Source organism: Pseudomonas sp. SGAir0191 (genome assembly GCF_002812565.2).
GTDB lineage: Bacteria > Pseudomonadota > Gammaproteobacteria > Pseudomonadales > Pseudomonadaceae > Aquipseudomonas > Aquipseudomonas parafulva_B.
Genome location: NZ_CP025035.2, coordinates 2,087,294 through 2,112,873, shown reverse-complemented (window position 1 = coordinate 2,112,873; position 25,580 = coordinate 2,087,294). Strand labels below are relative to the sequence as shown.

Below are 25,580 nucleotides of genomic sequence, written 5' to 3'. Positions count from 1 at the left end.
GCTTACGCGGGCCCTCCTTTTGTGTGCCCGCGCTTTGCACGCCCGCCTTGCCCGGCCTCGGCCTGTTATCATCAGCCACAGTTTGATGACGATTTAATGGCAAAGGAAAGTTTTTTGTGAAGAGCCTTTCAGACCCCTCACACCAGCGGCTCGCCGCCTTGGCCGTGTTGGTGCTGGTGCTACCTCTGGGCGCACGTGCCGTGTTGGGCTGGTCCAACCCGCTTGGCTATCTCTCCGACCTGGCCTTGGGCGGCGCACTGGTGCTGCTTTTGCACCGCCGGCCTTGGTGGCTGGCGCTGCCGGTGCTGTTGGCGTGGGCCCTCCTCTGGGTCGCCTCGGCCGAACTGGTCAGCGCGGTGGGACGGTTGCCCACCAGCGCAGACCTCGCCTATCTGGTCGACCCGCAGTTCATGGAGAACTCCACCGGGGGCGGTCTGGCCCACGCCTGGCTGCCTTGGTCCTTGGGTGCCGGGCTGCTGGCCTGGCTGGCCTGGGCGTGGAAGACGCGTACACAGCCTGGCCGATCGCTGCCACGCAAGGCATGGATGGCGGTCCTGGCGTTGTTCGGCGTGCATTGGGCCAGCCAACACCTGGCACCCTCCGATGCCGAGCAGTGGCGCCAATACAACCTGGGCCATCAGCTCGTCTCTGCGGCGGTGGGCGATGTACAGCGCCAGGTGCAACGCTGGAGCGGCCAGGCGACGCCGTTCACCCCCCTGCCGAGCGCCGGCCTCACCCAGTCGGACCTCAACGGCCAACGCCTGCTCAATGGCCCGGGCAGCGCGCGCAACCTGCTGGTCATCACGCTCGAGGGCATACCGGGTGCCTACCTGCGCCCCAATCGCGAGGCGCTGCACAGCCGCTTCGACGAAGACCTGATGCCGCGCCTGAGCCAATGGGCAGCGCGGGGCATGAACACCCCGGACTATGTCCTGCACAGCCATCAGACCATACGCGGCTTGTATGCAATGCTCTGTGGCGACTACGACAAGCTGGCCAACGGTACGCCCAAGGGCGTGGAGTTGCTGACCCAGGCCGAGCGCAACCAGGCCTGCCTGCCGGCGCAGTTGCGCCAGGCTGGTTTTACCACCCATTACCTGCAGGGCGCTGGGCTGCGTTTCATGGCCAAGGACCGCATCATGCCCCACATAGGTTTTGATTCGGTACATGGCGTGGAGTGGTTCGCCAACCGCAATTACCTGGACTTCCCGTGGGGCAAGGATGACCGAGCCTTTTTCGAGGGCGCACTGAATTACGTCGGGCAACTGCGCAAGCAAGACAAACCGTGGATGCTCACCCTGCTCACCGTCGGCACCCACCAGCCCTACTCCGCCCCTGCCGATTACCTGGCGCGCTTCGACACGCCCAAGCAGGCCGCCGTGGCCTATCTGGACGATGCCCTGGGGGCCTTCCTGGATAACCTGGAGCGCCGGGGCGTGCTCAAGGACACCTTGGTGGTTATCACCTCGGATGAATCCCACGGCATTGATGGGGTGCGTCTGGCCTCTTCCTGGGGCTTCAACCTGACCCTCGCACCCGATCAGGCCCAGTTACCTCACCTCAAGGGCGGCACCTACGGGCATGTCGACCTGGCCACTTCGCTGCTGGACTATTTCGCGCTGCCCATCCCGCTGGCCCTTGGCGGGCGGTCGATGTACCGAGACTACGACACCGGTCGTGAAATGATCTCGTTCACCAATGGCATGCTCCGCTACCACAACGGCAAGGGCGTGTTTACCGAGTGCGATTTCCAGCAGCGCTGTCGCCGTTACGCCAGCGAAGGTTTCATTGCCGATCAGGCCCGCTACCTGGACCAGGGCGACAGCGCACTGGGCCAGCAGATGGGTGCATTGGCCGGCGTACTGGACCAGTCGCTGATGCAAAGCCCCCTCAACCTGCGCTATCAATTTGGCGGGCCTTCACCCATCCAGTTGCGCAAGCGCATCCATGACGATTGGGCCGATAACCTGATCGGTGCGCAGTACCTGGAAATGCCCGAGGGCTCGCGCACGCGGGTAAGGGTCAAGGTGCGTGCGCTGGACGCCAGGCACGCCGCCTATATCCAGCTCAAGGCCAAGCAACTGGAGCAGGATGTGCCGCTAGGCTTGCCCAAGGAAGTCAGGGTCACCGCTGACGAGCCGCTGGAGATGGAGTTCGGTTTCGACAACCCGGTGGAGCGCAAGGCCTTCTCCTTCCACCTGCTGGGCTATGGCGGTGGGCAGGTCGAGGTGAGTGACTTCAGCGTGATCACCGCATTGCCTGGCGAGGAGGATTTCCAGGATGAACTGACGCCGGAGCACGTCGCGCACTCAGGCTGATGCGCTGCCGGGTCGCGTCTACCCAGCCTGGCATGCCCGCCTGGCTGGGTATTGCCCATCAAGCGGGTGTCAGGTTCGCACGCCCAGCATGCCCCGCTCGATGATGAAGTCGATCACCGCCTGCAACCCCTCCCCCTTTTTCAGATTGCTGAACGTCCAGGGCCGCTCGGGCCGCATCCGTTGGGTGTCACGCTCCATTACTTGGAGTGAAGCCCCAACGTACGGTGCCAGGTCGGTCTTGTTGATGACCAGGAAATCGGACTTGGTGATGCCGGGTCCACCCTTGCGCGGAATCTTCTCGCCTTCGGCTACGTCGATCACGTAGATAGTGAGGTCGGCCAGCTCGGGGCTGAACGTCGCACTCAGGTTATCGCCGCCACTTTCGACAAAGATGACTTCAAGGTTGCCAAACTTGCGTGCCAGCTCCTCGACGGCTGCGAGGTTCATCGACGCATCTTCACGGATGGCCGTGTGCGGGCAGCCGCCGGTTTCGACGCCTACGATGCGCTCAGGCTCAAGTGCACCGGCTTCGGTCAGGATGCGCTGGTCTTCCTTGGTATAGATGTCATTGGTCACCACCGCGATCTGGTAATGGTCGCGCATGGCCTTGCACAGCGCTTCGAGCAATGCGGTCTTGCCGGAGCCCACGGGGCCACCCACACCGACACGCAGGGGTTGTTGATAGCTTTGCATTCAGGCAGTCCTCAAGAACGGAACAAACGGGTGTATTGGGTTTCATGACGCGATGAAGCGATGGCCAGCAGTGGCAAGCCGCCGCCAAGCTGGTCGTCGCCAAGGGTCAGGGCGTGGTCGAATGCCTCGGGCAAGTCATTGCTCAGCGCATGCAGCAGGGTCTGGGCAGCCTGTTGGCCGAACGGCACCAGCTTGACACCGGCCATCACCGCCCCTTCAAGCCAGGCGAAACCGTAGCCCATGGCCAGTTGCCGCAAGGGGATCGCCCAATGCACGGCCAGCCAGGCCATGCCACCCAGCTGGGTGAGCCCCAGGCTGTCACGCCAAGCCGGGACCTGTGCCAGCTGCCAACCGTCGAGCAGTCGCGCCAGGGCGGCCCCACGCTGTTGCTCTTCCAGGCGCAGCTCTGCCGTTTCGCGATTGGCCAGCAAGAACTGGCACCAATGGGCGTAGGCCTGGGCATTGCTGGCCAGGCAGGCGTTGTACAGGCGGACAAGCACGGGCCAGTCCAGGTACGCCAAGGTGTCCTGGATCTGTTCGCGCTGCCAGGCGGCAAAACCATCTGTGTCCTTGACCCACCCTGCCTCGACTGCCCATTCCAGGCCTTGCGAATAGGTGAAGCCCCCGACTGGCAAGCCGGGGCTTGCCAGCTGCAGCAACCGCAGCAACGCCAGATCGGTGCTCATCAACCGGCCAGCACCAGTGCTGCGCCGGCCAGCAGCCCACCGCCGAACGCTTTCTGCAGCCGTGCATGGCGGCGCAGCAGCAAGCCTGCTGCGTAGCCACAGGCCAGTAACAGGCCGCTCACTGCAACGAAGCCTGCGCTGAATTGCCAGAACGCGCTGGGCGTCGCCTCTACTCCATGCGCCCAGCCATGGAACAGCGCAAACACCGGCATGGCCAGCGCCAGCAGCAGTTGCCGTGCTGGCAGCAGCATGGCCGCACCGGCCACCACCAGCGAGCCTGCAATCAGGGTTTCCATGCCCAGCACATTGCCGAACAAGTGCCCCCCTACAGCACCGGCGAACATCGTCGCCAATGTCGCCAAAGGCAGCAGCAACGTGCGGCCAGTGAGCGCCGCCAACACGCCAGTGCCCAGCAGCATCAACAAGTGATCCAGCCCGGTCAACGGGTGCAACAGCCCGTCCTGTAGCGGGTGGGTATCGTGACCAGGGTGAGCGAAAGCGGGCAACGCCAGCATCAGCAACAACAACGCGAACGTCTTTTTCATAGGTAGCTCCAGTAGGGTCAGGAATGAGCAGGCAGGCGCACGAAGGGGTGACCGTGGCCATGGGTATGGGGTGTGCTCTGGTAGGCACCGGCCTCCGGCTCGAAAGGCGCTTGTTCGGCCTCCACGGTCAGGCCCAGGCCACGCAGCATGTCATCGAGCACATGGTCATGCTGAAAGCGCAGCAGGCCAGGCTCGATCTGCAGAGGTACGTGTCGATTCCCCAGGTGGTAGGCGGCGCGTGCCAGCAGGTGCGGGTCTGCACACCGCACGGTCGAGACTGCTTCGGGCGCGGCCTGCACCCGGATCAACTGGCTGCCGGTGGCATCCGTCAGCAGTTCTCCGCCGCGCAGCAAGTGCCCCCGTTCGAGCATCAGGCCCGCTTCGCGGCCATCGTCAAGGGTTACCCGCAAACGGCTCTTGATGCGGCTGTCCACATCCAGGGTGACAGTGCCGGTTACGGCATGGGTGCCGGGGTCGGTGATACGACGGGTCAGAACTAACATCAGGGCTCCTTCAGAACAGGAAATAGCGCTGCGCCAGCGGCAGCTCGGTGGCCGGTTCGCACACCAGCAGTTCACCGTCGGCCCTGACCTGATAGGTCTGGGCATCGACTTCGATCACCGGTTGCAGGGTGTTGTGGATCATGTCGGCCTTGCGCACCCGTCGGCAGCCGTGGGCCACCCCGATCAGGCTGCGCAGGTTCAACGCCTGGTGCAGGCCATCGTCGATTGCGGCTTGTGGCAGGAAGGTCATGCGGGTGGCATGGCGGGCCGCGCCCAGGGCGCCGAACATCGGTCGGTAGTGCACCGGTTGCGGCGTTGGAATCGAGCCGTTGACGTCGCCCATCGGCGCAGTGACGATCATTCCGCCCTTGATCACCAACGCCGGCTTGACCGCGAAGAACGCCGGAGACCACAACACCAGGTCCGCCAGTTTGCCCGGCTCGACCGAGCCGACCTCATGGGCGATGCCGTGGGTGACCGCAGGGTTGATGGTGTATTTGGCGATGTAGCGCTTGACCCGGAAGTTATCGCTATACGCCGTGTCGGGCGCCAGGGGCCCGCGCCGCTTTTTCATCTGGTGCGCCACCTGCCAGGTGCGCAGCACGACTTCTCCGACCCGGCCCATGGCCTGGGAATCGGAAGATGTCATGGCGAAGGCGCCCATGTCGTGCAGGATATCCTCGGCCGCGATGGTCTCGCGCCGGATGCGCGACTCGGCGAAGGCGACGTCTTCGGCAATGCTCGGGTCCAGGTGGTGGCAGACCATCAGCATGTCCAGATGCTCATCCACGGTATTGACCGTGTAAGGCAACGTGGGGTTGGTCGAGGACGGCAGTACATTGGCCTGCCCCGCTGCCCGAATGATGTCCGGCGCATGGCCCCCGCCAGCCCCTTCGGTGTGGAAGGTATGGATGGTGCGCTCGCCAATGGCGGCCAGGGTGTCTTCGATGCAGCCGGACTCATTGAGCGTGTCGGTATGGATGGCCACCTGGATGTCCATCTCCTCGGCCACCCCCAGGCAACAGTCGATGGCCGCTGGGGTCGAGCCCCAATCCTCGTGCAGCTTCAGCCCCACGGCGCCGGCGGCGATCTGCTCGTGCAGTGCCTCGGGTCGCGATGCATTGCCTTTGCCCAGCAGCCCTATGTTGATGGGCAAGCTGTCGGCTGCCTGGAGCATGCGCGCCAAGTACCAGGGGCCTGGGGTGCAGGTGGTGGCATTGGTGCCGGTGGCGGGCCCGGTACCACCGCCAATGAAGGTCGTCACGCCGCTATTGAGGGCTTCATCCACCTGTTGGGGGCAGATGAAATGGATGTGCGAATCGATGCCGCCGGCTGTGACGATCTTGCCTTCGGCCGCAATCACCTCGGTGCCAGGGCCGATCGGCAAGGTGACGCCTGGCTGGACGTCAGGGTTGCCGGCCTTGCCAATGCCGGCGATGCGGCCATGCTTGATGCCAATGTCAGCTTTGACGATGCCCCAGTGGTCGATGATCAGCGCATTGGTAAAGACCAGGTCCATGGCCTCGGCGGCCAGCATCTGCCCTTGGCCCATGCCGTCACGGATGACCTTGCCGCCGCCGAACTTCACCTCTTCACCGTACAGGGTGTAATCCTTTTCGACGGCCACCCACAGCTCGGTGTCGGCCAGGCGTACCCGGTCCCCTACCGTGGGCCCGAACATGTCGGCATAGGCCTGGCGAGACAGTCGGCTCATGCTTCACGCTCCAAAGGCCCCATGACCTTGCCCTGAAACCCATACACCTCGCGCTTGCCGGCATAGGCGACCAACTGCACGGTACGGGCCTGGCCTGGTTCGAAACGCACGGCGGTACCTGCCGGGATGTCCAGGCGAAACCCGCGGGTGGGGCCACGCTCGAAGACCAGGGCCGCGTTGACCTCGTAGAAATGGTAATGCGACCCGACCTGCACGGGGCGGTCGCCGTGGTTGGCAACGCTCACGCTGACGGTGGCACGGCCGCTGTTGAGCTCGATGTCGCCAAGGGCGACCTGGATTTCACCTGGAATCATCAGGGGCTCCGGTGGGGTTTCAGACAATGGGGTCATGCACCGTCACAAGCTTGGTGCCATCGGGAAACGTTGCTTCTACCTGCACGTCGTGCAGCATCTCGGCGATGCCGGGCATAACCTGCTCGCGGGTCAGTACTTCACGGCCAAGGCTCATCAGCTCGGCGACCGTACGCCCGTCACGTGCCCCTTCGAGCACCGCCGCGCTGATCAGCGCCACCGCCTCGGGGTAGTTGAGCTTAAGGCCACGGGCCAGGCGCCGTTCGGCCAGCAATGCGGCGGTGAACAGCAACAGTTTGTCTTTCTCTCTAGGGGTCAGCTCCATCGGTACTCTCTTCAGGTGGCCCAGATTCGTGGCGGGCAGGCGGACAACCCCAGGATGGCCGGACGCAGCACCTGCCAAAGGCGTTGCAGGGTGTGTTGCAGGTGTTGGTTGTCGTGATCGAGCAGGCGGATCACCAGCAGCGAGCCGAGCAGCGTCGCGCCTGCCGGGATACCCAGCGCGTCCAGATGCGGGCGTATGGCCTCAAGCGTGTCTTGATTGGCGGGCGCAGCGCAGAACGTTGCCAGCAACGGATGACCACCGAGCTTCTCCAGACGTCCACCGCGCACCCGCAAGCGTTCGTGCAGGCCGATTTGGCCTGCAAGCTCGATGCTCAGCAGGCTGTCGAGCGCGCCTTGCTCGAAGCGCTCTTGCATGACCGGCCTACCCAGGCACAAGGTTTCCCAGGCCAGTAGTCGAGCGCCGGCTTCGAGGGTGAAGCGGCTCTCGAGCGTTGCCTTGGCACCATTGAAAAAGATGCTGTCCTGAGGCAGCCACTCCAGTGTGCTGCCCGCTGCCAGGTGAAAGCGCTGGGTCAGGCGCGCCGTCGGGCCCACGCTGCGGTAGAACTTGCTCGCCCCCGGCATGGTAAGCAGCGCGTGACTACCGGGCTCCAGGCTGATGTCCAACTCTAGCCGGTCACCGGCGACGATGCCGCCTGGCGGGTGCAGGACATAGACGTGGCATGGCGCGCCTTCCGGATAGAATGGCCGCTGCACCAAAAGAGGTCCGAAATGCCGGCGCGCACCAAGGCGGGTCACATCCTCGCGTACGACAAAACGCAATTGCAGACAAGCGCTCCACCCGGTCGGGTCGTCCAATGCTTTAAGCGGCTCTGCGAGCATCATCCTGCAGCCCTTGTAGTGCGTGGCCTGATGGCCGTTGCGAGGGGACCGGGCGGGGACGACTACGCTTTCCTGCCTGACCACTCGATCAAATTCTCCAGGTGGACATAGCAGGGAATGGGCCAATTCGGCAGCTCAGCGGTAGATGCTTGAATCAGAGCGCTGCGCCCGCATTGGGCAGCTGGTTGGTGCGCGCACTAGCCAAGGGCATGCACGAGCGCCATTGAGGTGCTCGTGGGCCTAGGCATGGAGTGGGCTATCTTGCGACAAGGGGTAGGCGTGTTCAGTAGTCGAAACGGTCCACGGCACGCCGACGTTCGTTGTCATCGCGCCGGTCATAGATGGCCGTGGTCTGGATGTTGGCGTGGTGCGCCAACTTCTGAGCGATGGACAGGTCATGCTCTTCGATGACCCGCGTGATGAAGGCGCGACGAAAATCGTGCGGCATGATCTTCACACCGACCTGCGCACCGCGTTGGCGGGCAATGTAGTAGATCGCATGCTTGGTGATGCGAGCCCGGGTGATGTGGTTGCCCCGCCGAATTCGGTTGAACAGGAACGGATCGTCCTCAGCGCCGGCAGGCAAGCCAGCGCGCCGCAGGTCAAGCCAGGCCTGCAGTTTTTCGAAGGCCCAGGGCGGTGCGTACTTGATCAACTGGTGATTGCCCTTGCCCACCACCTGCAAACTGCGCGCCTCGAAATCCACCTGGTCCAGGTCGATGTCCACCGCTTCCGACTTGCGCATGCCGGTGCCGTACAACAAGGCGATGATGGCCGCATCACGAACGCCCTGCGGACGCGGGTCGGCGGCGCAGACGTCCATCAGTTCCCGAATCAGGCTGCGCCGCAGGTTGCGCCCAGGCGGTAGTCGCGAGCCAGTGGCAGGTTTGACCTCACGCATGCGCAGCAGGTGCTCGTGGTCGATCAGGCCCTGTCGCCAGGCCTCGTTCATCACGCCGCGGATGGCGTTGACGTACAGCGACGAGCTGTTGGGCGCAAAACCATCGCTGCGCAGCGCGGCGACCAGCCCTATCACATGACCAGGCTCGAGCTGATGCCACGGCACATCGACCAGGTTGCAGTCCACGAACCCTAGCCGGTCGGCAGCGTCCTGGAGGATATAGCGCATGGTCTGCTGGCTGGAGGGCGCCAGCCGGTCCATGTACTGCAAGAGCGGGTTTTTCGGAAGTTCGGACAAAACATAAATCCTGTAGCCGTGTTGCAGCGCAGGCGGACGATGAGTGCAAGCTACCCATTCTCAGGCCTTGGAGACAGCGCACGGGCCAAGCCACTGCGAACCTGACACGCTCAACCGCCCTCAAATACAACGGATTGTGGAACGGTGTGGCCGCTGATCTTACCGCAAAGGGCCCACCAGAACGAACGCAGGGCCTTAAAGCTGCCTTTTCATCAGTAGCGGCAAAGGGCCCGCGCTGCAGTGTCAAGCAATCGCTGGCGGCCACCAGCCTGGAAACATCTGCTGAACACGGGGTTCGGCAAAGCGCTCGTCGATAAGTACCAGTACCCCGCGGTCCTGGTCGCCCCGGATGACCCTGCCTGCTGCCTGGATGACTTTGCGCACACCTGGATACAGGTAGGCATAGTCGAACCCAGCGCCGAACTGGCGACCAAGCCGCTGCTTGAACTGCTCGTTGATCGGGTTGACCTGGGGCAGGCCCAAGGTGGCCACGAACGCGCCGATCAAGCGCGTCCCCGGCAGATCGACCCCTTCACCGAAGGCCCCGCCCAACACCGCAAACCCTACGCCGCGGCCGCCCTCGACGAAACGGTCGAGAAACGCTTGACGCTCGCCCTCGTCCATCCCTGGGGCTTGCGACCAGAGGGGGATTTGCCCGTGCTGGCGCGCCAGCAGCTCGGCCACCTGCTGCAGATATTCGAAGCTGCTGAAGAAGGCAAGGTAGTTACCCGGAAGGCGCTGGTATTGCTGCGCAATCAGCTCGACGATCGGCGCCAACGAGGCGCTGCGCTGCTGATAACGCGTGGAAACCTGACTTGCGATGCGCACTTCCAGCTGCTCGGCGCGAAACGGCGCGGCTACCTCGAGCCAGGCGGTGTCCGCCGGCATGCCCAGCAGGTCGTGGTAGAAGCGCCGGGGGCTCAGGGTGGCTGAAAACAAGGTCACGCTGCGGGCCGCCTGCATACGGGGCGAGAGCAGCCGCGCCGGGTTGACGTTACGCAGGCATAGGGTGGAATAGCGCTTATTGCGTGGGCCGTTGCGCACGCTGATGTCGAAAAGAAAATGCTCGTCGAACAGTTCAGCCACCCGGTTGAACTGCAACGCGTTGAAGAAAAACTGCAGCAGGTGCGGATCAGTATGCGCCGGGGATTGGTTCATCTGCTCCTGGATCAGGCTGGTGCACTGCTGGAGCGCGCGTAGCAGCGCTTGGGGCAACGCGTCACTGGCCTGGTACGGCGCGCGCTGTTCCTTGTGCAGCGCATTCCACTGCCGGTTCAAACGGTCCAGCGCCGTGGTCAGCCCGGCCGGCTTACGTTGACGTAATGCCTGCAGCTGGCCCTGATCGAGACTGGCGCTGTACATGCTGCGGCCGCGCTCGACCAGGTTGTGGGCTTCATCCACCAAAACGGCAGTACGCCATTGGTTGGCCTGGGCCAGGCCGAAGAGCAAGGCGTGGGCATCGAAGTAGTAGTTGTAGTCGGCAATCAGCACATCGACCCAGCGCGCCATTTCCTGCCCCAGGTAATAAGGGCATACCTGATGGGCCAACGCCACTGCGCGCAGGCTGCTGCGGTCGAGCATGGGCTGGCCAGCGGCGGCTTCGCGTGCAGCAGGCAGCCTGTCGTAGAAGCCCGCCGCCAGCGGGCATGACTCCCCGTGGCAGGCCTTGTCCGGGTGTTCGCAGGCCTTGTCGCGGGCGATCAGCTCCAGCGTGCGCAAGCCGGGCTGGGCCTGGGTATCGGTCAGTTGGCGAAGGGCATCCAGGGCCAGCGCGCGCCCCGGTGTCTTGGCTGTCAGGAAGAACAGCTTGTCCAACTGCTGCGGCACCATGGCCTTGAGCAGGGGAAACAGCGTGCCAAGCGTCTTGCCGATGCCGGTACTGGCCTGGGCCATCAGGCAGCGGCCAGTGCTCACGGCCTTGTACAGGGTCTCAGACAGCTGCCGCTGCCCTTGTCGAAACTGCGGATAGGGAAAGCGCAGCGCCAGTAGCCCTTGGTCGCGCTGCGCAAGGCGTCGTTGCTGACGGTGAGCCCAGGCCAGAAACCGTTGGCACTGGTCGTCGAAGAAGGCCTGCAGATCAGTCGCCGTGCAGTGCTGGGTGATCAGCGTCTGCCCGTCACTGTCGACGTCCAGATACACCAGGGCCACATCAAGGGCTGACAGGCCACGCGCCTGACACAGCAGCCAGCCATACACCTTTGCCTGTGCCCAATGCAATTGGCGATGATTGTCAGGCTGGCGGGCCAGGTCACCGCGGTGGGTCTTGATTTCTTCGAGGCGGTTGCAGGCCGGGTCATAGCCGTCGGCGCGTCCGCGAACACGCAGGGTTTCAAACTGCCCTTCAAGGGCGATTTCCGACTCATAGCCCGCCCCCCGGCGGGCGACCACGCGCCGATGGCCTTCAATGCCTTCCTGGGCTGTGGGCGACGGCGTGAAGCGCAGGTCCAGGTCACCCACCTTGGCGCTGAACTCACACAACGCCCGTACGGCTACGCTGTAGCTCACGCCGCCTCGCTCCAGCGCACATGACACACCGCGACCGGCAGGCCATGCAGGCGGCAGAATTCCAGCCACCGCAGCTGGTTGTCCTGCAGGCGATCACCTGGCCCCTTGACCTCCACCATGCGGTAGCGGCCTTGCTCCGGCCAGAACTGGATCAGGTCCGGCATACCGGTGCGGTTGTTGCGAATGTCCTGCAGCAGCCTCAAAAAGCACTGCTTCAGATGGGCGCCCGGCAAGCAGCCCAAGGCTTGGTCCAGCAGGGTTTCACTGAGCATGCCCCAGAATACGAAAGGCGATTGCAGGCCGCGCTTGGTGGCATAGCAGTCCAGAATGGCCTGCCGATGTGTCCCGTCGTCCAGCCGGCTCAGGCAACGCTCGAACACTTGGCTGCGCCGATGCTGGAAGTCGCTGTCGTGCAGGTCTTGTGGCGCCGACTGGAACGGGTTGAAGAAGGCTCCTGGGACCGGGGCGAACACGGCCTCCCAGCACAGCAGGCCGAACAAGCTGTTGAACAGGGTGTTTTCCACATAGTGGACCTCCCCACCCGCCGTAGCCAGATGCTGTCGCACCGCTTCCTCGACGCCAAGCTCGGCGTGGGCTCTGGGCAGTTCCAGCTCGATCAACTCGACGGGCTTGAGGCGCTGGCGACGCTGAGGTGGCCCGCCGAGCTTGCGCGCCAGACGCGGCAACATGCGCTCCAGCGCCTGTACCTCGAGCGCATTGGCCGGCGCTGCTGCCAGTTGCAGAGCCAAGGCATGGGCCTGCTCCCAGGACTGTGTGCGCTCCAGTACGCGTACTTGACGAATGCGCGCCTGGGGGTGGGCGCACTGGGCGTATACCGTCATAGCCTGATCCCACTCGCCCCTGCGTTCGCACTGCTGGCCCAGCGCGAACAGCAACCGCGCCCGGCGCCTGGCCAGCCATGCATTGCCACTGTGCAAGCCTTGCAGTGTCGCCAGGATCGAAGCGGTATCGGCGCCCTCCTCAAGACGCTCGGCGCACTGGTGCAGCGCCAGGGCCAGATCAACCTCCGAGCGCTGGTGCAAGGCCCGCGAGTCAGCGCTGAACGCTACCTGCTCGAAGCGCAGTACCCCCAGGTCGGCGAGCACGAAGTCCGACCAGTCTTGATAGAGATTGCCGAAAAACAGCAGCCGAATTCGGTCACAGACCGGCTGTCGACACCACTGCACGATACGCAGCTCACTGTCGGCGAACCATTGGCGCAGCGACCGCGGAGCCAGTTCCAATGCTTGCAACTCGGCCAGCAGCTCATGCTTGGCCGCACGCGGCCGGCTGAGCTGCGCTGCAAAGCACTGCGCCAGTTCATCCTTGCGCAAGAGCGTGAACAACTGCTCAAGGGTCAAGTACTCGGGCTCGCACACCCAGCCGAGCCCGATCAGAGGTGCCAGGGCCTGCCCGATATCACCGACTTCGGCATACTGCAGGCGATCATCGCGAAACAGCTCACCCTTGCGCATGACCATGCGCACCATGATCGCTTGCGCAGGCGGGTCCAACTCGGCGAACGCAGCGATGAACGCCTGCTCGCTCAGATCGAGCAGGTCTGCATAGCGCTGACCCACCCAGCACAGGACCTGGCGGAAGTTATGCAGGTAATACAGGGGATCTTCGACAGAATGGGCAATCACGGAAATCGGTCGGACGGCAGCTTTACGGGGTACTGGTTATACATACAGATTGACCCATGTGACAAGTGCCGCGGGTCGGGCCGTGCACCTTCGCACCGTGGCAGCACGGCCGATGCAGGCTGGTAAGGTCATCAGGGATGCCCGGCGATCCGAGCCAGTCGATCGACGGCAATCTGTAGCTCTACCGGGTCATCGCCGGTCCAGCCCAGGGCCAGGTGGTGCTGAAAGCGGCTTTGCAAGCTGAAGTGCTTGCCAGGCATGGCATGCAGCGACGTGCCTGCCAGCGCCTTGCTGATGGACTCCCAATGCACAGGCTGGCGCAACCTTGCCCAGATCAAGCCGCCGCCGTCGGGCAAACGCAGTTGCAACTGTGGCCCGAAGCGTAACGCGAGCACGCGTGCCAATGTTCGGGTACGGCGTTGCAGCGCCTGGCGAAGCCAGGCCCATTGTGCATCCACCTCCCCCTTGTCCAACATGCAGGCCAGCGCTTGCATGCGTAAGGGTGGCAAGCGGAAAGCCCGCTCGCCAAAGCCTCTGGCCAGTGCGCCGGTTGGTCCGAGTACGTAGGCATACGGGGCCTCGGGCCCAAGCACTGCCTCGAACCCACCCACCACCAACAGTTGCCTGACATCCACCCAGTCTCGCTGGCGTATGACAGGGGGGCCTGCGTGACAGAGCTCGCTGTCCAGGTCGCTTTCCAGCACCCATACCCGATAGCGTGAAAGCAGATGACCCAACTGCTGCTGGCCCGCCGAGGACATCAACCGCCCTTGTGGCGTGCTCAGACATGAGGGCAACACCACAAGCCCCACTGGCTCGCTTTCCAACAGACAGGTCAGCGCATACAGATTCAGAACACCCCGAGTATCCACTGGCACCTCCAGCACGGGCACCCCGGTCCGGGCGAGCGCCTGCAGCAGCTGCCAGCAGCATGGTGAATGAACCAGTACTGTCGCATGCCGGAGTTCGAGCGCTGCCCACACCGTATCGAGCAACGCAGTGAGGTCCGGCGCCACGTGCACATCCTTGGCGCACCAGTAACGGCTGCTGGAAAGGGTATAGCGCTCTGCAAGCGCCTGACGCAATCTCACGCTGCCCGGATCCTGGCCCCAGCCCACGGCTCGCAGCCGCTGACGCGCCAGCCGGCGTTCATGGTTGTGCAAGTTCAGCTCGAACAGCGATGGCTCGAATACCGGCGGTTGCCGGGGCACGATGGCCACTTCGCTGCTCGACGCACTGTGCACGAAATAGCCCGATCTGGGCCGGCGCTGAACACGACCGGCTTCCTCCAGCAGGTTATAGGCGTGCTGAACAGTGCCCAACGACACCCGCAGCCTCGAAGCAAGGCCACGCAGCGAGGGCAAACGCTGTCGTTGGCCGGGCGGCGATTGATCGATGAGTGCTTCGATGTACCGGTAGACCTTGCGGTAGGCAAATTCGCGATGCGGGGCCTGCGGCATCACGACCACTCCACGTCACTGCCCTGCGCCGGCAAGGGCGCCTGACACAGCAGACGCAGGTTGATGTCACGCCTGGCCAGGTGCCTCAACACGCGCATGGCCGAGGCAGGCAAGCTGGTTTCATACACGGCCCGCAGCTGTGCAACAGGCAAGCCACTGACATTGACGAGCCAAGCCTTCACGGCCTGTGGACATGGCTCGCCGCGTAAGGCGTAGTGCAAATAGGGCAATGCCACCAGCATGTCGGTATGCCGGCACTTGAGGTAGCGCTCCAAATGCTCACCCCTGCGAGCGAAAGGTGCAAACAGCAGGCAAATCAACTGATCGTGACTCAAACCCAGCACGCCGCCCGCCTGCGCGGCGCGGCCCCGGCCCGGTTTGTCTACCTGACTTTTGAGCGACAATGCGGGCCTGCACCCCAGGGTTTGCTGAGCGCGGCTCTGCAATTGGCGCACCTGCGCCAACGTTTCAGGCTCCACGAACGCCCCTAATGGATAGGCATCCTCTGGCACTGCACACGCATTGCCGAGCATCGATTCGAGTTTTTGCCCTTCAAGCAAGTCTGCCAAAAGCGCATCGATCGCCATGACCCGCAGTGGTGTACGTAGCTCCCCCTCCCGGCCTGCCTGCCTGGTTTCCTGGCCGCCAACACCCTCCAGCCGGCGTGACAGTTGACTGAGCCCATCGGCTAACGCAGCCAGGCAATGCTGCGCCTCGGGCAAGCCATTTTCGCCTGCAAGATGCAGGATGCGCCGGAACCAGGCCAGAAAACGATGCCGCTCTCGCGCCGGTATTGCCGTGATCATCACGTCGACAGGTGTTTGGTACTGCACGGCCTCACTGAAGGTGGTTGCCAGGTCCAGATAAAGCCAAGCGCCTAGCAACCCCTCGGGCCTGGTCCCTGCCAGATGCCCCAACAGCAGCATGGCAGTGCTGGCCGCAGGGGCGTCGTCTCTGCTGGGCACCCAGTCTCGCGAAAAAGGTCTGACTGCCCGGCCCTGGACCATAAGCAACTCAACGCGTGGATCATCCTGCAGGAACAAGGCATTGAACGCACGCTCGTGAGCTATCAGGGTGTTGAAACCGGGAGCGGGTTGACTGATCACCAACACGCGCAACTGGAAGGTGACCGGCCCGCGTGCGGCGAAGCTCAATTGCGCAGCCCGAAGCATGGCCAGTAACCTTGCACTACGGCGGTCGTTGCCATGCAGGACCAATACACGGAATGTCCCGATATATTCAGCACCTCCGGCAGCTATTAGCAATCGCTGAATCAACAACTGCAAGGACGCACGTTGTGATTGGGACATATGATTCAACAAGCGCTCCAGCACTTGCCGATAGATATGATGCATAGCCTGATCGTGAATAGCCGTCACGATATTACCTCGTCCATTTCATGCGGCCAGTCGATGCACAAGCACTTGGCATCCACCGGCCCGGGGTACTCCGAAAGGTCGTTACAGTTCACGCACAACGAAGTTCACCTTCACTGTCGACACACACCAGAAACCCACACCGCATGCCCATGGCACACCGGACCTTCACGCCATTGCCCAGCCAGCTCAGCCCTGCTCATATCACGCTCCTTGCGTAAACTGTCATTGCGCCATTATCGATATGCAACAGAAGAATTAAAGATACAGATCAGGGGAAAAAAAGTAGTCAGCGGTGATGAAACGACAGCTTGACGTTGAAACTTCAAGACTTCAATCAAAGATAAGAGGCGAAATATTTCTGCAACTCTAGAACACTGAAACTTTATGTAGTATCAGTCTTCGTCCATTGTAGGACTTATCCTTTTATAAATTCATGCACAGGCCCCCCGGCCACGGGTCGAAGCGAGTAAACAGCCAGGAACAGTCAGCCGTCGCCGGGGATCACGCCGGCGACGGCTGACTGTTGGGAGGAGTATGTGCGGGTAAAGCCAGATGTGGCCGGCAGCGACCTGTAGATGCCCACCCAGTAAAGCGAGCCATCTACAAGCGGCTTGTCAGGCTGGCGTAAGGTCCAGAACCACGCGCCCGCCGCAAGGGCACTGGTCCATGTACCGATGGGCGTCGACCACTTGCTCGAACGGATACACCTTGATGATCTGCGGCGTGAGCAGCTTGTCGGCCGTGAACTGGTTGATGTCGCGCAATGCCCTGTGCAAGGCCACCTGGTCCTGGCTGATGCCCAATTCAGGCTTGCCTGTGAAATTACCAATACAGTGCACGTAGAACTGAATGTTCTTCTGGAATGCAGCACAGGCCGGGAATGGGGTCTGGTTGCCGCCTTGCAGGCCATACAGCACCAGGCTGCCACGCGGGGCCAAGACATCACCGAGCAACGACATCTGTGGCCCACCCAGGCCATCGAGCACCATGTCTACACCGCGACCTTCGGTGTACTTGCCTACCTGCATCACCAGGTCCTGCTCCTCGGTGACGATCACTTTGTCAGCGCCCAGGCCGAGCAGATAGTCACGCTGCTCGCCATCCTTGGTCGCGGCAAACACCGTCAGCCCAAGCGCCTTGCCCAGCTGCACGAACGCCGGGCCCGCGCAATGACTGGCATCAGTGACCAGTGCCGTCTGCCCACTTTTTGCACGGGCCAGATCGACGTACGCAAAATAGGCGATCAGCAGCGGCGTGTAGTGCACGCTCGCTTCGATCGGTGTCAGCACCTCGGGATAGCGGGTGATGGCTGAACGGGGCAAGACGATGACGTCACCGTACACCGGGTGATCGTTGGCACTGGTGGCCGGGAAGCTCGCGACCCTGTCACCGACCACGATGTCGTCGACCGCCTCGCCCACCGCCGTCACCACACCGGCCATTTCATGACCTATACCGGCTGGCAGCCGTGCACGGGAAGACGCCAGGTTCTGGCGCCAGAGCACGTCGTACCAGCTGACACCGATCGCCTCGACGCGGATTTGCACCTCACCGGCGGCGGGCATCGGCTCGGCCTGCTCCTCGCAACGGAGCACATCCGCAGCGCCGAACTTGTGGAACCGAATCATGCGGGACATCGCCTACCTCGCCTCGTGAAACATCAATTACCACTGACTCTATCCGGGCTTTACCCATCAGACCAGCCGCGGTCATTAATAGTCGACATGCCTGTCATCGATTGGGCCCTGCATTTTCCCTGCAATTGGCCCCCTGGATGGGTGCAGGTTACCAGCCTTTGGCCTTAATATTCACCCCTGCTCCTTTTCTGGCGAAGCGCCCCGATGAATCGAAACGACTTGCGTCGCGTAGACCTCAACCTGCTGATCGTGTTCGAAACGCTCATGCACGAGCGAAGCGTGACCCGTGCAGCTGAAAAGCTGTTCCTCGGCCAGCCCGCCATCAGCGCCGCCCTGTCGCGCCTGCGCAACCTGTTCGATGATCCGCTTTTCGTGCGCACCGGCCGCAGCATGGAGCCTTCGGCCCGCGCCAACGAAATCTTCGCCCTGCTTTCGCCTGCGCTGGATTCGATTTCCACGGCCGTCAGCCGAGCGGCCGAGTTCGATCCAGCCACCAGCAACGCGGTGTTTCGCATCGGCCTGTCGGACGATGCCGAATTCGGCCTGCTGCCCCAGTTGCTCAAGCGCGTACGCGCCGAAGCGCCAGGTATCGTGCTGGTGATACGGCGCGTCAATTACCTGTTGATGCCCACCTTGCTGGCCTCCGGTGAAATTTCGGTCGGCGTCAGCTACACCAGCGAACTGCCCGCCAATGCCAAACGCAAGGTGCTGCGCCGCAGCCGGCCGAAGCTGCTGCGGGCCGACAGCGTACCGGGCAGCATCAGCCTCGATGATTTTTGCGCAAGGCCCCATGCCCTGGTGTCGTTCGCCGGGGACCTGTCGGGCTTCATCGACGAAGCCCTGCAGGCGCTTGGACGCAAGCGCCACGTGGTCCTGGCCGTGCCGCAGTTCAATGGCCTGGGCAGCCTGCTGGCCGGCACCGACATTGTGGCCACCGTGCCCGATTACACGGCCGATGCCCTGACAGCGGCCGGTGGGTTGCGGGCTGAGGAGCTGCCGCTGGAGGTGCGCAGTTTTGAATTGCACATGGCCTGGCGCGGGGCGCAGGACAACGATCCGGCGGAGCGGTGGTTGAGGTCTAGGATACAGATGTTTTTTGGGGATCCTGAGAGTCTCTAGTCGCCGCCGGATAGGCTGTTCGGCTGATCATTCCTGCCTTTCCACAAACCATGGAGCTCTATTTACTTCCAGTGGATTTCTACATTGGGGAGCATATTTGAGGGCATGCTATGGATGGTTTGAAAAGGATGCCCCCAGTCTGAGGCTAAGCAGGTTATAGATGGCGATGGGTGGACTGAGGGAGGTATGAACCCGCGACCCTACCCCGTCTCAATGACCGAGCCGTAGTGAGCTCACCACCCGCCACGCTGGACAAATGCGTGCAAATGAAAAAAATTATGATGGCATAATGCCTCGTCAACCGGCAAAATCCACATGCTCCCAACGGATTTGAAGGACCGGTTCCGATGACATGGCCAGTCACGCTGAAACTCGACAGTGCAGCCTACCCGCTCAGCGTGGTGCAACGCACCGCTTATTCCCTGGCCGACACTGTCATGATCCAGGTCGGTATTGAAGCCAATCAGATAAGCCTCACGGCCCACCCCGTTGAAGCAAGGCTAACGCTTTATCCGCAGCAAGCTCACTCGTTGATACTCCAGCATCTGAACGACTTCGCCCTACGCGACCATATCAACCGCGAAACAGCAGGGTTGCGCGAAGTCCTGGCCCGAGCCGCGCTCGCTGGATGTGGGATTTCCCAGTGACACTGATTGCGACAGACGCCAAGCACTACCGCTTGCTACCTTTTCGCTTCATGCGCATGAACACGGGAAATGACCGTGACATCCTGCTCACCTCCGATACCGGTGAGTACATGCACGTGAACGACGCGCAATTACGAGCCCTCAGTCAGTTCCACGTTAAAGCAAGTACACCTTTTTACAAGGACCTGCTGGCCCGCCACTTCATCTACGAACCAGGCCGCCACGACCCGTTCCCGGAAATGGCCGCGCAATATCGGAGCCGAAAGGACTTCCTCCTCCAGGGCCCTGCACTGCACTTGTTCGTGGTTACATTGCGCTGCAACCACACCTGCCAGTACTGCCAGGTATCGAGGGCCCCTCTGGGAGGATCCGGCCACGACCTGTCTGAAGCAGATGCACAGGCGGCGGTCGATCGCCTGTTCGAATCTAACGCTCCCGCTTTGACTGTAGAGTTCCAGGGGGGCGAGCCGCTTCTGGCCTTCGAGCGCGTCCGCCAGATTGTTGAATGGGTCGTTGAACGGAACGTGGTCGAACAAAGGGATATCCAGTTCGTCATCACCACCACGCTGCACCACCTGACGGACGAAATACTCGACTTCGCAGAACAAAACCGCATCCAGTTTTCGACCTCGCTCGATGGGCCGGCGGCTTTACACAATGCCAACCGCCCTACCCCGTCACGAGACTCCTACGAACGCACTGTAAAAGGTATCCAGTGGGTCCGTGAGCGCCTTGGCCATGATGCGGTTTCCGCGCTGACCACGCTGACTTCAAGAAGCCTCGAACAACCTGAAGCGATCATCGATGAGTATGTAAGTCAGGGCTTCTCCAGCGTCTCGCTTCGACCTCTGAGCCCTTATGGGTTTGCCACCAAGAGTGCCCATCGACTTGATTACCCTATTGAACGATACCTGGCCTTCTACAAGAAGGCACTGGCCTATTTGCTGCATATCAACCAACAGGGCGTATACCTGTCAGAGAGTTATACGACCCTGTTGCTGAAGAATATCCTGACACCCTTCTCCTCTGGCTATGTAGACCTGCGCTCCCCTGCTGGCGCAGGCACTGCGGCGCTGGTTTACAACTATGACGGTTATGTCTATCCCTCGGACGAAGCCCGAATGTTGCTGGAGATGGGTGAGGACGGCTTGAGGCTCGGCACCGTACAGCAACCCTTGTCTGAATTACTCGCATCGCCCGTCATGAATGCGTTGCTCGCCAGTGGCGTGGCAGAAGCGCTGCCGGGCTGCTCCGACTGCGCACTTGTCCCGTACTGTGGTGCTGACCCCGTCGAACACTATGCCCGCCAAGCTGACCCGATCGGACACCGAGTGTTCAGCAGCTTCTGCAAGAAGAACATGGGGCTGCTGAAGTATCTTTTCGTCCTGCTTTGCGATGGCGACGACAACGTGCAAAGGGTGCTGCTGTCTTGGTTGAACAGGCGCTCTTACGATGATGTCCGGTTCCTGGGTTACAGGGGCTGATGGCGATGCTGCGCAAAGATACCCACTTCGAAATCCATCACCTGAATGAGCCGAAACTGCTCAAGGTCATCACTCTGGATGAGTTGATCGAACAAGGCCTGGCTGTTTGTGCCGGAAGCGCTGAGTTCGGTGACCTGCTGCTTTGGCTGCCAAACGAAGAACGGCTACGGAGCCCTCACCTGCTCTCTTTACCAGTGGGTGGATTCCTGATCCCGGAGCCATTGATCGGCGACTTCGACAGCGAGCGGCCACACCTGCACACCCCTAAACATGCGGATGTCGTGCAGCCCGGCGATGTCATTGCCATCACACCAGGCAACGCGATGGTGCGAGTGCTCTATCGACGAGGCTCAGACAGCAACCTGCTGTTCATGACTGATCGTTGCAACAGCCTCTGTCTGATGTGCTCGCAGCCGCCCAAAGAAATCGATGACCGTTGGCACATCGAGGAGAACCTACGGCTGATCGACCTGATGGACCCGGGCGAGGAAAATCTGGGAATCAGCGGCGGAGAACCAACGCTTTATCGCGACGGCCTGCTCGAAATCCTGGCCAAGTGCAAAGCCGTTTTGCCGCAGAAATCCATTCATGTGCTCAGCAACGGGCGTCTGTTCCAAGACCCTAGCTGGATCGCAGCGCTCTCTGCAATCGGCCACCCTCAGTTGAGCTGGGGCATCCCGCTGTATGCCGACAATGCCGAAGACCATGACCATGTGGTACAGGCTCCAGGCGCGTTCAGCGAAACCCTGCAAGGTCTTTACAACCTCGCACGCGCCAACCAGATCATCGAGGTACGCGTGGTGCTCAATCGCCTGACCACACCACGCTTGCCCGAACTCTCCCACTACGTGTTCAGGAACCTGCCCTTCGTGCGGCATGTTGCGCTGATGGGTATCGAAAGTACCGGCCTGGCCAGGAAGAACTACGAAGAACTGTGGGTTGACCCGCTGGACTATCAAGAGTCGTTGAGCCAGGCCGTTTATTTCCTGTTCAACCGCGGAGTGCCGGTTTCGATCTACAACTTGCCCCTGTGCCTGATCCCGGCCCACCTCTCGCGCTTCGCCCGCCAGAGCATCTCGGACTGGAAGAACCTGTTCATCGATACCTGCCAGCAATGCGCTGCCGTCAAACATTGCTGTGGCTTCTTCAGATCCCACACCGACCGCTGGCAGAGCCGCGGCGTACAACTACTATCGACCGAGGCCTTTAGCGCCTATGCAAGGAGTGCACAGTGAAATTGCTCGACCGCTGGAAAGTCCTGATCAGTGGGATCAGCTTGCTGCCAATGGCAGGTACCACCCTGGCACAGGCGGGCCATCTGTCGCTCGCCGATGCGAACTGGCAACCCAAAGACAAGCTACAGCCCCCGGTATTTGCCGATACGCTCAATGCGTCAGACACCGTCAACATCTATGCGGCACATCGATCGCACAGTTCGCACCGATCCCACAGTTCGCACAGTTCTCACTACAGCGGCTCGGGTGGCTATAGCGCACCTCGCTACTACAGCCCACCCGCTACCAGTACCCGAAGCTACAGCGCGCCGAGTGCTTCGAGCAGTACGTCAAGCAGCAACAGCCTTTATCAGTCGTCTGGCACTACCAGCGGGACAAGTTCGAGCACTTCAAAGAGCCGCGCTACCAATGAGCAGAAAAGCAACCTGGTCACCCGGGTGCAGACCGCGCTGATGGTGCGCCAGTATTACCAAGGCACCATTGATGGGGTGATGGGCAAGGCGACACGTGGTGCGTTGATGGCCTTTCAGATGGACAGTGGGCTGACCGTGAATGGCCGGATGGATACGCCATCGCTGAATGCGTTGGGTATCAAGATTCCATAAGTCGCTTTGAGGCTAGAGCTAGCGCCGTTCAGCAACGAAGGAATTATCCCATGCAGCACATCACTCAAGTCGACAACACTGTCTGGGCATTGGTCAGCCGCCAGCAAGACAAGGAAATGCAAACACCGTCGCGTAGCGCCCGCTTGCAGCCACCGCCGTTTCGGTGGTGAGCAGCCACCCTGTCTCTCCCCGTACCGGCATCGTTTGCCCAGGGTCAACATATACCCTGAACAGCTGCATTGGGCGATGACTACGAAAGCGGATTAGCTTGTCCTTGATGAGCCCTGCGCCCTACCTCCAGATCCAATGAGGGATATACCGAAAGCCATCAACTGCCATACTAGAGTCATGCGCAAGTTGCCGATCTCGGCGGAAAACGTCGAGTCACGCCTGTTGCTGGACTAAGAGATCGTGATGGCCCTGCCCGCCCACCACCCGAAGGCAAAGGGAGGGCAGATCGACCTGAGGGACTTTGCCGGGGAAGACTTCGTATTTACCCCTGAAGCTCTGGGCACCGGCTATCACAGCCAGCTGATCGCCTTGTGTGAAGCCGCCGGTTTTTACCCCAAGGTGGTGCAGGAGGCCGCGAAGATTCATACCTTGATAGGCCTGGTGGCCTGCGGTTTCGGCGTTGCTTTGGTGCCTGAGTCAATTGCCAACTCGATCATGCGCGACAAGGTCCTGTTCCGTCGTATCTACCCCGTGACCGCCTCCCCCAACCCGGCCATCGGCCTGTATATGAGTTGGAACACCCACAACGAATCACCGTTGATGGACAGCTTCATTTCCATGCTCGACTTCAACGTCGCTCCTCAGCTCGAGGGGATGCTGGCCGCTCAGGTCAGTCAGAGCGCCAGCTGGTAATTCTGGAACCAAGCGGCAAGAGACTATCCGGTTGATATTCGCGGATCGGTCGTCCAGTGAATGGCGTCTACCGACCGTTACTGCTATCAGCCAACCCTGCACACCGCTCAACCCTTCCCTTTCTTCTTGATCTTCTTCAAGCGAGCAGCTGCTTTCTCGACCGTCGCCTTCTTCTCAGAGCGCTTCATGTTTCGCCAGCCTTTAATTTCCTCCTTGCTGCGCCCACAGCCCGTGCACACTTCATGCTTGAGCTTGCAGCTCGACACGCAAGGGCTTTCAATTTCTTTGGCCATTGAAGACTTCCTGATGAGTAGCAGTACAAGTCTGCACGAGGACGCGGTTCGCAACATAGCAGTTGGACATCCAAAGCTCGCACATGATCGCTTGCTCCAGTCACTGCCCCGCATCAACGTCGCTGATGGTACGACCAAAACCCTTGCCCGCCAGCCAGTGCAACACCGCACCCAATCCCAACAACGCCCCCGCCCTCAGCCAGTTCTCGAAGGGCTGCTGACCCAGTACCAGCAGGCAGGACAGGATACCCAACACAGGCACCACCGGATGCACCGAGAAATGCTCGGCATCGACCTTGTCCTTCTTTAGCACCAATACCGCCACGTTCGTGCTCAAAAACACGAACAACAGCAACAGCACGACAGTTTCGGCCAGCACCTCCAGCGAGCCAGTAAAGGTCAGCACGATGGCCAGCAGCGTGGTCGCGGCTATCGCATAACCAGGGGTACCGCGGTTGGGTAGCACCTGGCCCAGCATGCGCGGCAGCATGCCATCGCGGGCCATGCCCCAGGTCAGACGACTGGCCATGATCATGGTCAACATGGCGCCGTTGGCCACCGCCACCAGGGCGATGATGGCGAATACGCCGTGGGGCAGCCCAAGTTCTGCGTTGTGCACGATGTCCATCAAGGGCGTCTTGGCGTCGATCAGCGCTTGCACTGGCATCACCAACGCGGCGCCGGCGCCGACAGCCAGGTAAACCAGCCCAGCCACCAGCAAGGCCGCGAACAGCGCGCGCGGGTACGTCCGGCGTACGTCCTTGATCTCCTCGGCCAGGTTGGCGGAAGTCTCGAACCCCACGTACGAGTAGAACGCCAGCAAGGCGCCGCCCAGTATCGCAGTTGCCGGGCCCTGATCACCGAAGTCCAACAAGCGGGCAGGCTCGGCCTGCCCTTGGCCGCTCAACACCGCCACCGCGATGATCACCAGCACCAGGCCGCTGAGTTCGATCAGGGTCATGACCAGATTGGCGCTTAGCGACTCCTTGATACCCCGGGCGTTGAGCATTGCCATCAGCACCAGAAACAGGGGCGCCAGCACCGCCGAAGGCCAGTCGATGAACACGCGCAGGTATTCCCCTGCAAACGCCAACGCCAGCCCGGCAGCACTGGTGATGCCTGCCGCCAACATGGCGAACCCCACCAAGAAAGCCAGCAAGGGCGAGCCGAACGCACGCCGTGCAAACACGGCCGCACCGCCGGCCCGGGGATATTTGCTGACCAGTTCGGCGTAGGACGTCGCCGTCAACAGGGCGAAGAACAGTGCCAGGGCCAGCGGGGCCCAGATGGCGCCACCGGCCCGGTCGGCGATGGCGCCTGCCAGCGCGTATACGCCAGCGCCCAATACGTCCCCGAGAATGAAGAACACCAGCAACGGTAGGGTGATCACGCGTTTGAGTGAGGCAGTTGCGTCGCTGGCCATCATGGCGCTCCATTCGTCTGGGCAATGGCGCTGTGACTGAGCACCTGCGCGCAAGGTTCAGTGCCCTTGCCCAAATGGCGCGCCAACCCCACCGTCCCATGGACTTAAGTTCCCTGACCCGCGCTGCCATTCGTCGACTAATCGAACA

22 protein-coding genes and 1 pseudogene are annotated in these 25,580 nt (G+C 61.8%); 7 read left to right on the top strand and 16 right to left on the bottom strand.

Features of this window, described 5'->3' with window-relative positions:
* The first annotated feature begins 116 nt into the window (after window positions 1–116).
* The gene (locus tag CWR53_RS09645) at window positions 117–2,318 is read left to right on the top strand and encodes an LTA synthase family protein (RefSeq protein ID WP_100851365.1); all 2,202 of its coding nucleotides are present in this window, start codon (window positions 117–119) and stop codon (window positions 2,316–2,318) included.
* Between the two features lie 69 nt (window positions 2,319–2,387).
* Here the strand turns inward: CWR53_RS09645 and ureG are convergent, their stop codons facing one another.
* The 14 genes from ureG to CWR53_RS09575 form a co-directional block, all read right to left on the bottom strand.
* The gene (gene ureG, locus CWR53_RS09640) at window positions 2,388–3,011 is read right to left on the bottom strand and encodes an urease accessory protein UreG (protein ID WP_100851364.1); all 624 of its coding nucleotides are present in this window, start codon (window positions 3,009–3,011) and stop codon (window positions 2,388–2,390) included.
* Window positions 3,012–3,022: 11 nt separating this feature from the next.
* Complete coding sequence (locus tag CWR53_RS09635; protein ID WP_100851363.1) at window positions 3,023–3,697, bottom strand: urease accessory protein UreF; 675 nt, start codon at window positions 3,695–3,697, stop codon at window positions 3,023–3,025.
* Complete coding sequence (locus CWR53_RS09630) at window positions 3,697–4,242, bottom strand: HupE/UreJ family protein (RefSeq protein WP_058605131.1); 546 nt, start codon at window positions 4,240–4,242, stop codon at window positions 3,697–3,699. Before CWR53_RS09630 ends, CWR53_RS09635 begins: the two co-directional genes overlap by 1 nt.
* A gap of 17 nt (window positions 4,243–4,259) precedes the next feature.
* Window positions 4,260–4,745 carry an urease accessory protein UreE gene (gene ureE / locus CWR53_RS09625; RefSeq protein ID WP_100851362.1) on the bottom strand — a complete coding sequence of 162 codons (486 nt, stop codon included), beginning with the start codon at window positions 4,743–4,745 and terminating at the stop codon, window positions 4,260–4,262.
* Window positions 4,746–4,755: 10 nt separating this feature from the next.
* Window positions 4,756–6,459: an urease subunit alpha gene (gene ureC, locus CWR53_RS09620; RefSeq protein WP_058605129.1), complete on the bottom strand. Its 1,704-nt coding sequence runs from the start codon at window positions 6,457–6,459 to the stop codon at window positions 4,756–4,758.
* Window positions 6,456–6,773: an urease subunit beta gene (locus CWR53_RS09615; protein WP_028687722.1), complete on the bottom strand. Its 318-nt coding sequence runs from the start codon at window positions 6,771–6,773 to the stop codon at window positions 6,456–6,458. The genes ureC and CWR53_RS09615 overlap by 4 nt, the downstream gene beginning before the upstream one ends.
* Before the next feature lie 19 nt (window positions 6,774–6,792).
* Window positions 6,793–7,095, bottom strand: coding sequence for an urease subunit gamma (locus CWR53_RS09610; RefSeq protein WP_003253929.1), 303 nt, complete (start codon window positions 7,093–7,095; stop codon window positions 6,793–6,795).
* An 11-nt stretch (window positions 7,096–7,106) separates the two neighbouring features.
* Complete coding sequence (locus tag CWR53_RS09605; protein ID WP_100851361.1) at window positions 7,107–7,940, bottom strand: urease accessory protein UreD; 834 nt, start codon at window positions 7,938–7,940, stop codon at window positions 7,107–7,109.
* Window positions 7,941–8,220: 280 nt separating this feature from the next.
* Window positions 8,221–9,135 carry a tyrosine recombinase XerC gene (xerC, locus tag CWR53_RS09600; RefSeq protein WP_100851360.1) on the bottom strand — a complete coding sequence of 305 codons (915 nt, stop codon included), beginning with the start codon at window positions 9,133–9,135 and terminating at the stop codon, window positions 8,221–8,223.
* A gap of 243 nt (window positions 9,136–9,378) precedes the next feature.
* A complete protein-coding gene (locus CWR53_RS09595) occupies window positions 9,379–11,640 on the bottom strand; it encodes an ATP-dependent DNA helicase (protein WP_100851359.1) in 2,262 nt (753 codons plus the stop codon).
* The gene (locus tag CWR53_RS09590) at window positions 11,637–13,286 is read right to left on the bottom strand and encodes a VRR-NUC domain-containing protein (RefSeq protein ID WP_058605125.1); all 1,650 of its coding nucleotides are present in this window, start codon (window positions 13,284–13,286) and stop codon (window positions 11,637–11,639) included. Before CWR53_RS09590 ends, CWR53_RS09595 begins: the two co-directional genes overlap by 4 nt.
* A 131-nt stretch (window positions 13,287–13,417) precedes the next feature.
* Window positions 13,418–14,746: a GntR family transcriptional regulator gene (locus CWR53_RS09585; protein ID WP_100851358.1), complete on the bottom strand. Its 1,329-nt coding sequence runs from the start codon at window positions 14,744–14,746 to the stop codon at window positions 13,418–13,420.
* On the bottom strand, window positions 14,746–16,125 hold the full coding sequence (locus CWR53_RS09580) for a hypothetical protein (protein ID WP_100851357.1): 1,380 nt from the start codon (window positions 16,123–16,125) through the stop codon (window positions 14,746–14,748). The genes CWR53_RS09585 and CWR53_RS09580 overlap by 1 nt, the downstream gene beginning before the upstream one ends.
* Window positions 16,126–16,739: 614 nt before the next feature.
* Window positions 16,740–17,762, bottom strand: coding sequence for a zinc-dependent alcohol dehydrogenase family protein (locus CWR53_RS09575; RefSeq protein WP_058605122.1), 1,023 nt, complete (start codon window positions 17,760–17,762; stop codon window positions 16,740–16,742).
* A 204-nt stretch (window positions 17,763–17,966) separates the two neighbouring features.
* On the opposite strand from CWR53_RS09575, the gene CWR53_RS09570 reads away from it, so the two are divergent.
* The 6 genes and pseudogenes from CWR53_RS09570 to CWR53_RS09545 all read left to right on the top strand — a co-directional run.
* Entirely contained in the window at window positions 17,967–18,881 is a 915-nt protein-coding gene (locus CWR53_RS09570; protein WP_058605121.1) for a LysR family transcriptional regulator, read from the top strand.
* A 347-nt stretch (window positions 18,882–19,228) separates the two neighbouring features.
* Window positions 19,229–19,528, top strand: a complete 300-nt coding sequence (gene hxsD / locus CWR53_RS09565) for a His-Xaa-Ser system protein HxsD (protein ID WP_100851356.1) — start codon at window positions 19,229–19,231, stop codon at window positions 19,526–19,528.
* Complete coding sequence (hxsB, locus tag CWR53_RS09560; protein ID WP_100851355.1) at window positions 19,525–21,012, top strand: His-Xaa-Ser system radical SAM maturase HxsB; 1,488 nt, start codon at window positions 19,525–19,527, stop codon at window positions 21,010–21,012. The genes hxsD and hxsB overlap by 4 nt, the downstream gene beginning before the upstream one ends.
* A complete protein-coding gene (hxsC, locus tag CWR53_RS09555; protein WP_100851354.1) occupies window positions 21,012–22,247 on the top strand; it encodes a His-Xaa-Ser system radical SAM maturase HxsC in 1,236 nt (411 codons plus the stop codon). Before hxsB ends, hxsC begins: the two co-directional genes overlap by 1 nt.
* Complete coding sequence (hxsA, locus tag CWR53_RS09550) at window positions 22,244–22,852, top strand: His-Xaa-Ser repeat protein HxsA (RefSeq protein ID WP_100851353.1); 609 nt, start codon at window positions 22,244–22,246, stop codon at window positions 22,850–22,852. Before hxsC ends, hxsA begins: the two co-directional genes overlap by 4 nt.
* A gap of 348 nt (window positions 22,853–23,200) precedes the next feature.
* Window positions 23,201–23,716, top strand: a pseudogene (locus tag CWR53_RS09545) (LysR family substrate-binding domain-containing protein); the annotation flags it as partial.
* A 107-nt stretch (window positions 23,717–23,823) separates the two neighbouring features.
* Here CWR53_RS09545 and CWR53_RS09540 read toward each other — a convergent pair.
* On the bottom strand, window positions 23,824–24,009 hold the full coding sequence (locus CWR53_RS09540; protein WP_058605120.1) for a DUF1289 domain-containing protein: 186 nt from the start codon (window positions 24,007–24,009) through the stop codon (window positions 23,824–23,826).
* Between the two features lie 100 nt (window positions 24,010–24,109).
* Window positions 24,110–25,432: an APC family permease gene (locus CWR53_RS09535; RefSeq protein WP_100851352.1), complete on the bottom strand. Its 1,323-nt coding sequence runs from the start codon at window positions 25,430–25,432 to the stop codon at window positions 24,110–24,112.
* Between the last annotated feature and the right edge of the window lie 148 nt (window positions 25,433–25,580).

Excerpts from the sequence above, each read along its gene's own strand:
- CWR53_RS09540 (WP_058605120.1), bottom strand. The coding sequence starts at position 24,009 with ATGGCCAAAGAAATTGAAAGCCCTTGCGTGTCGAGCTGCAAGCTCAAG.
- CWR53_RS09575 (WP_058605122.1), bottom strand. The coding sequence starts at position 17,762 with ATGTCCCGCATGATTCGGTTCCACAAGTTCGGCGCTGCGGATGTGCTC.
- hxsC (WP_100851354.1), top strand. The coding sequence starts at position 21,012 with ATGGCGATGCTGCGCAAAGATACCCACTTCGAAATCCATCACCTGAAT.
- CWR53_RS09615 (WP_028687722.1), bottom strand. The coding sequence starts at position 6,773 with ATGATTCCAGGTGAAATCCAGGTCGCCCTTGGCGACATCGAGCTCAAC.
- hxsD (WP_100851356.1), top strand. The coding sequence starts at position 19,229 with ATGACATGGCCAGTCACGCTGAAACTCGACAGTGCAGCCTACCCGCTC.
- ureG (WP_100851364.1), bottom strand. The coding sequence starts at position 3,011 with ATGCAAAGCTATCAACAACCCCTGCGTGTCGGTGTGGGTGGCCCCGTG.
- CWR53_RS09535 (WP_100851352.1), bottom strand. The coding sequence starts at position 25,432 with ATGGCCAGCGACGCAACTGCCTCACTCAAACGCGTGATCACCCTACCG.
- CWR53_RS09585 (WP_100851358.1), bottom strand. The coding sequence starts at position 14,746 with ATGCCGCAGGCCCCGCATCGCGAATTTGCCTACCGCAAGGTCTACCGG.
- CWR53_RS09630 (WP_058605131.1), bottom strand. The coding sequence starts at position 4,242 with ATGAAAAAGACGTTCGCGTTGTTGTTGCTGATGCTGGCGTTGCCCGCT.
- CWR53_RS09635 (WP_100851363.1), bottom strand. The coding sequence starts at position 3,697 with ATGAGCACCGATCTGGCGTTGCTGCGGTTGCTGCAGCTGGCAAGCCCC.
- CWR53_RS09570 (WP_058605121.1), top strand. The coding sequence starts at position 17,967 with ATGAATCGAAACGACTTGCGTCGCGTAGACCTCAACCTGCTGATCGTG.
- ureE (WP_100851362.1), bottom strand. The coding sequence starts at position 4,745 with ATGTTAGTTCTGACCCGTCGTATCACCGACCCCGGCACCCATGCCGTA.
- CWR53_RS09610 (WP_003253929.1), bottom strand. The coding sequence starts at position 7,095 with ATGGAGCTGACCCCTAGAGAGAAAGACAAACTGTTGCTGTTCACCGCC.
- ureC (WP_058605129.1), bottom strand. The coding sequence starts at position 6,459 with ATGAGCCGACTGTCTCGCCAGGCCTATGCCGACATGTTCGGGCCCACG.
- CWR53_RS09605 (WP_100851361.1), bottom strand. The coding sequence starts at position 7,940 with ATGATGCTCGCAGAGCCGCTTAAAGCATTGGACGACCCGACCGGGTGG.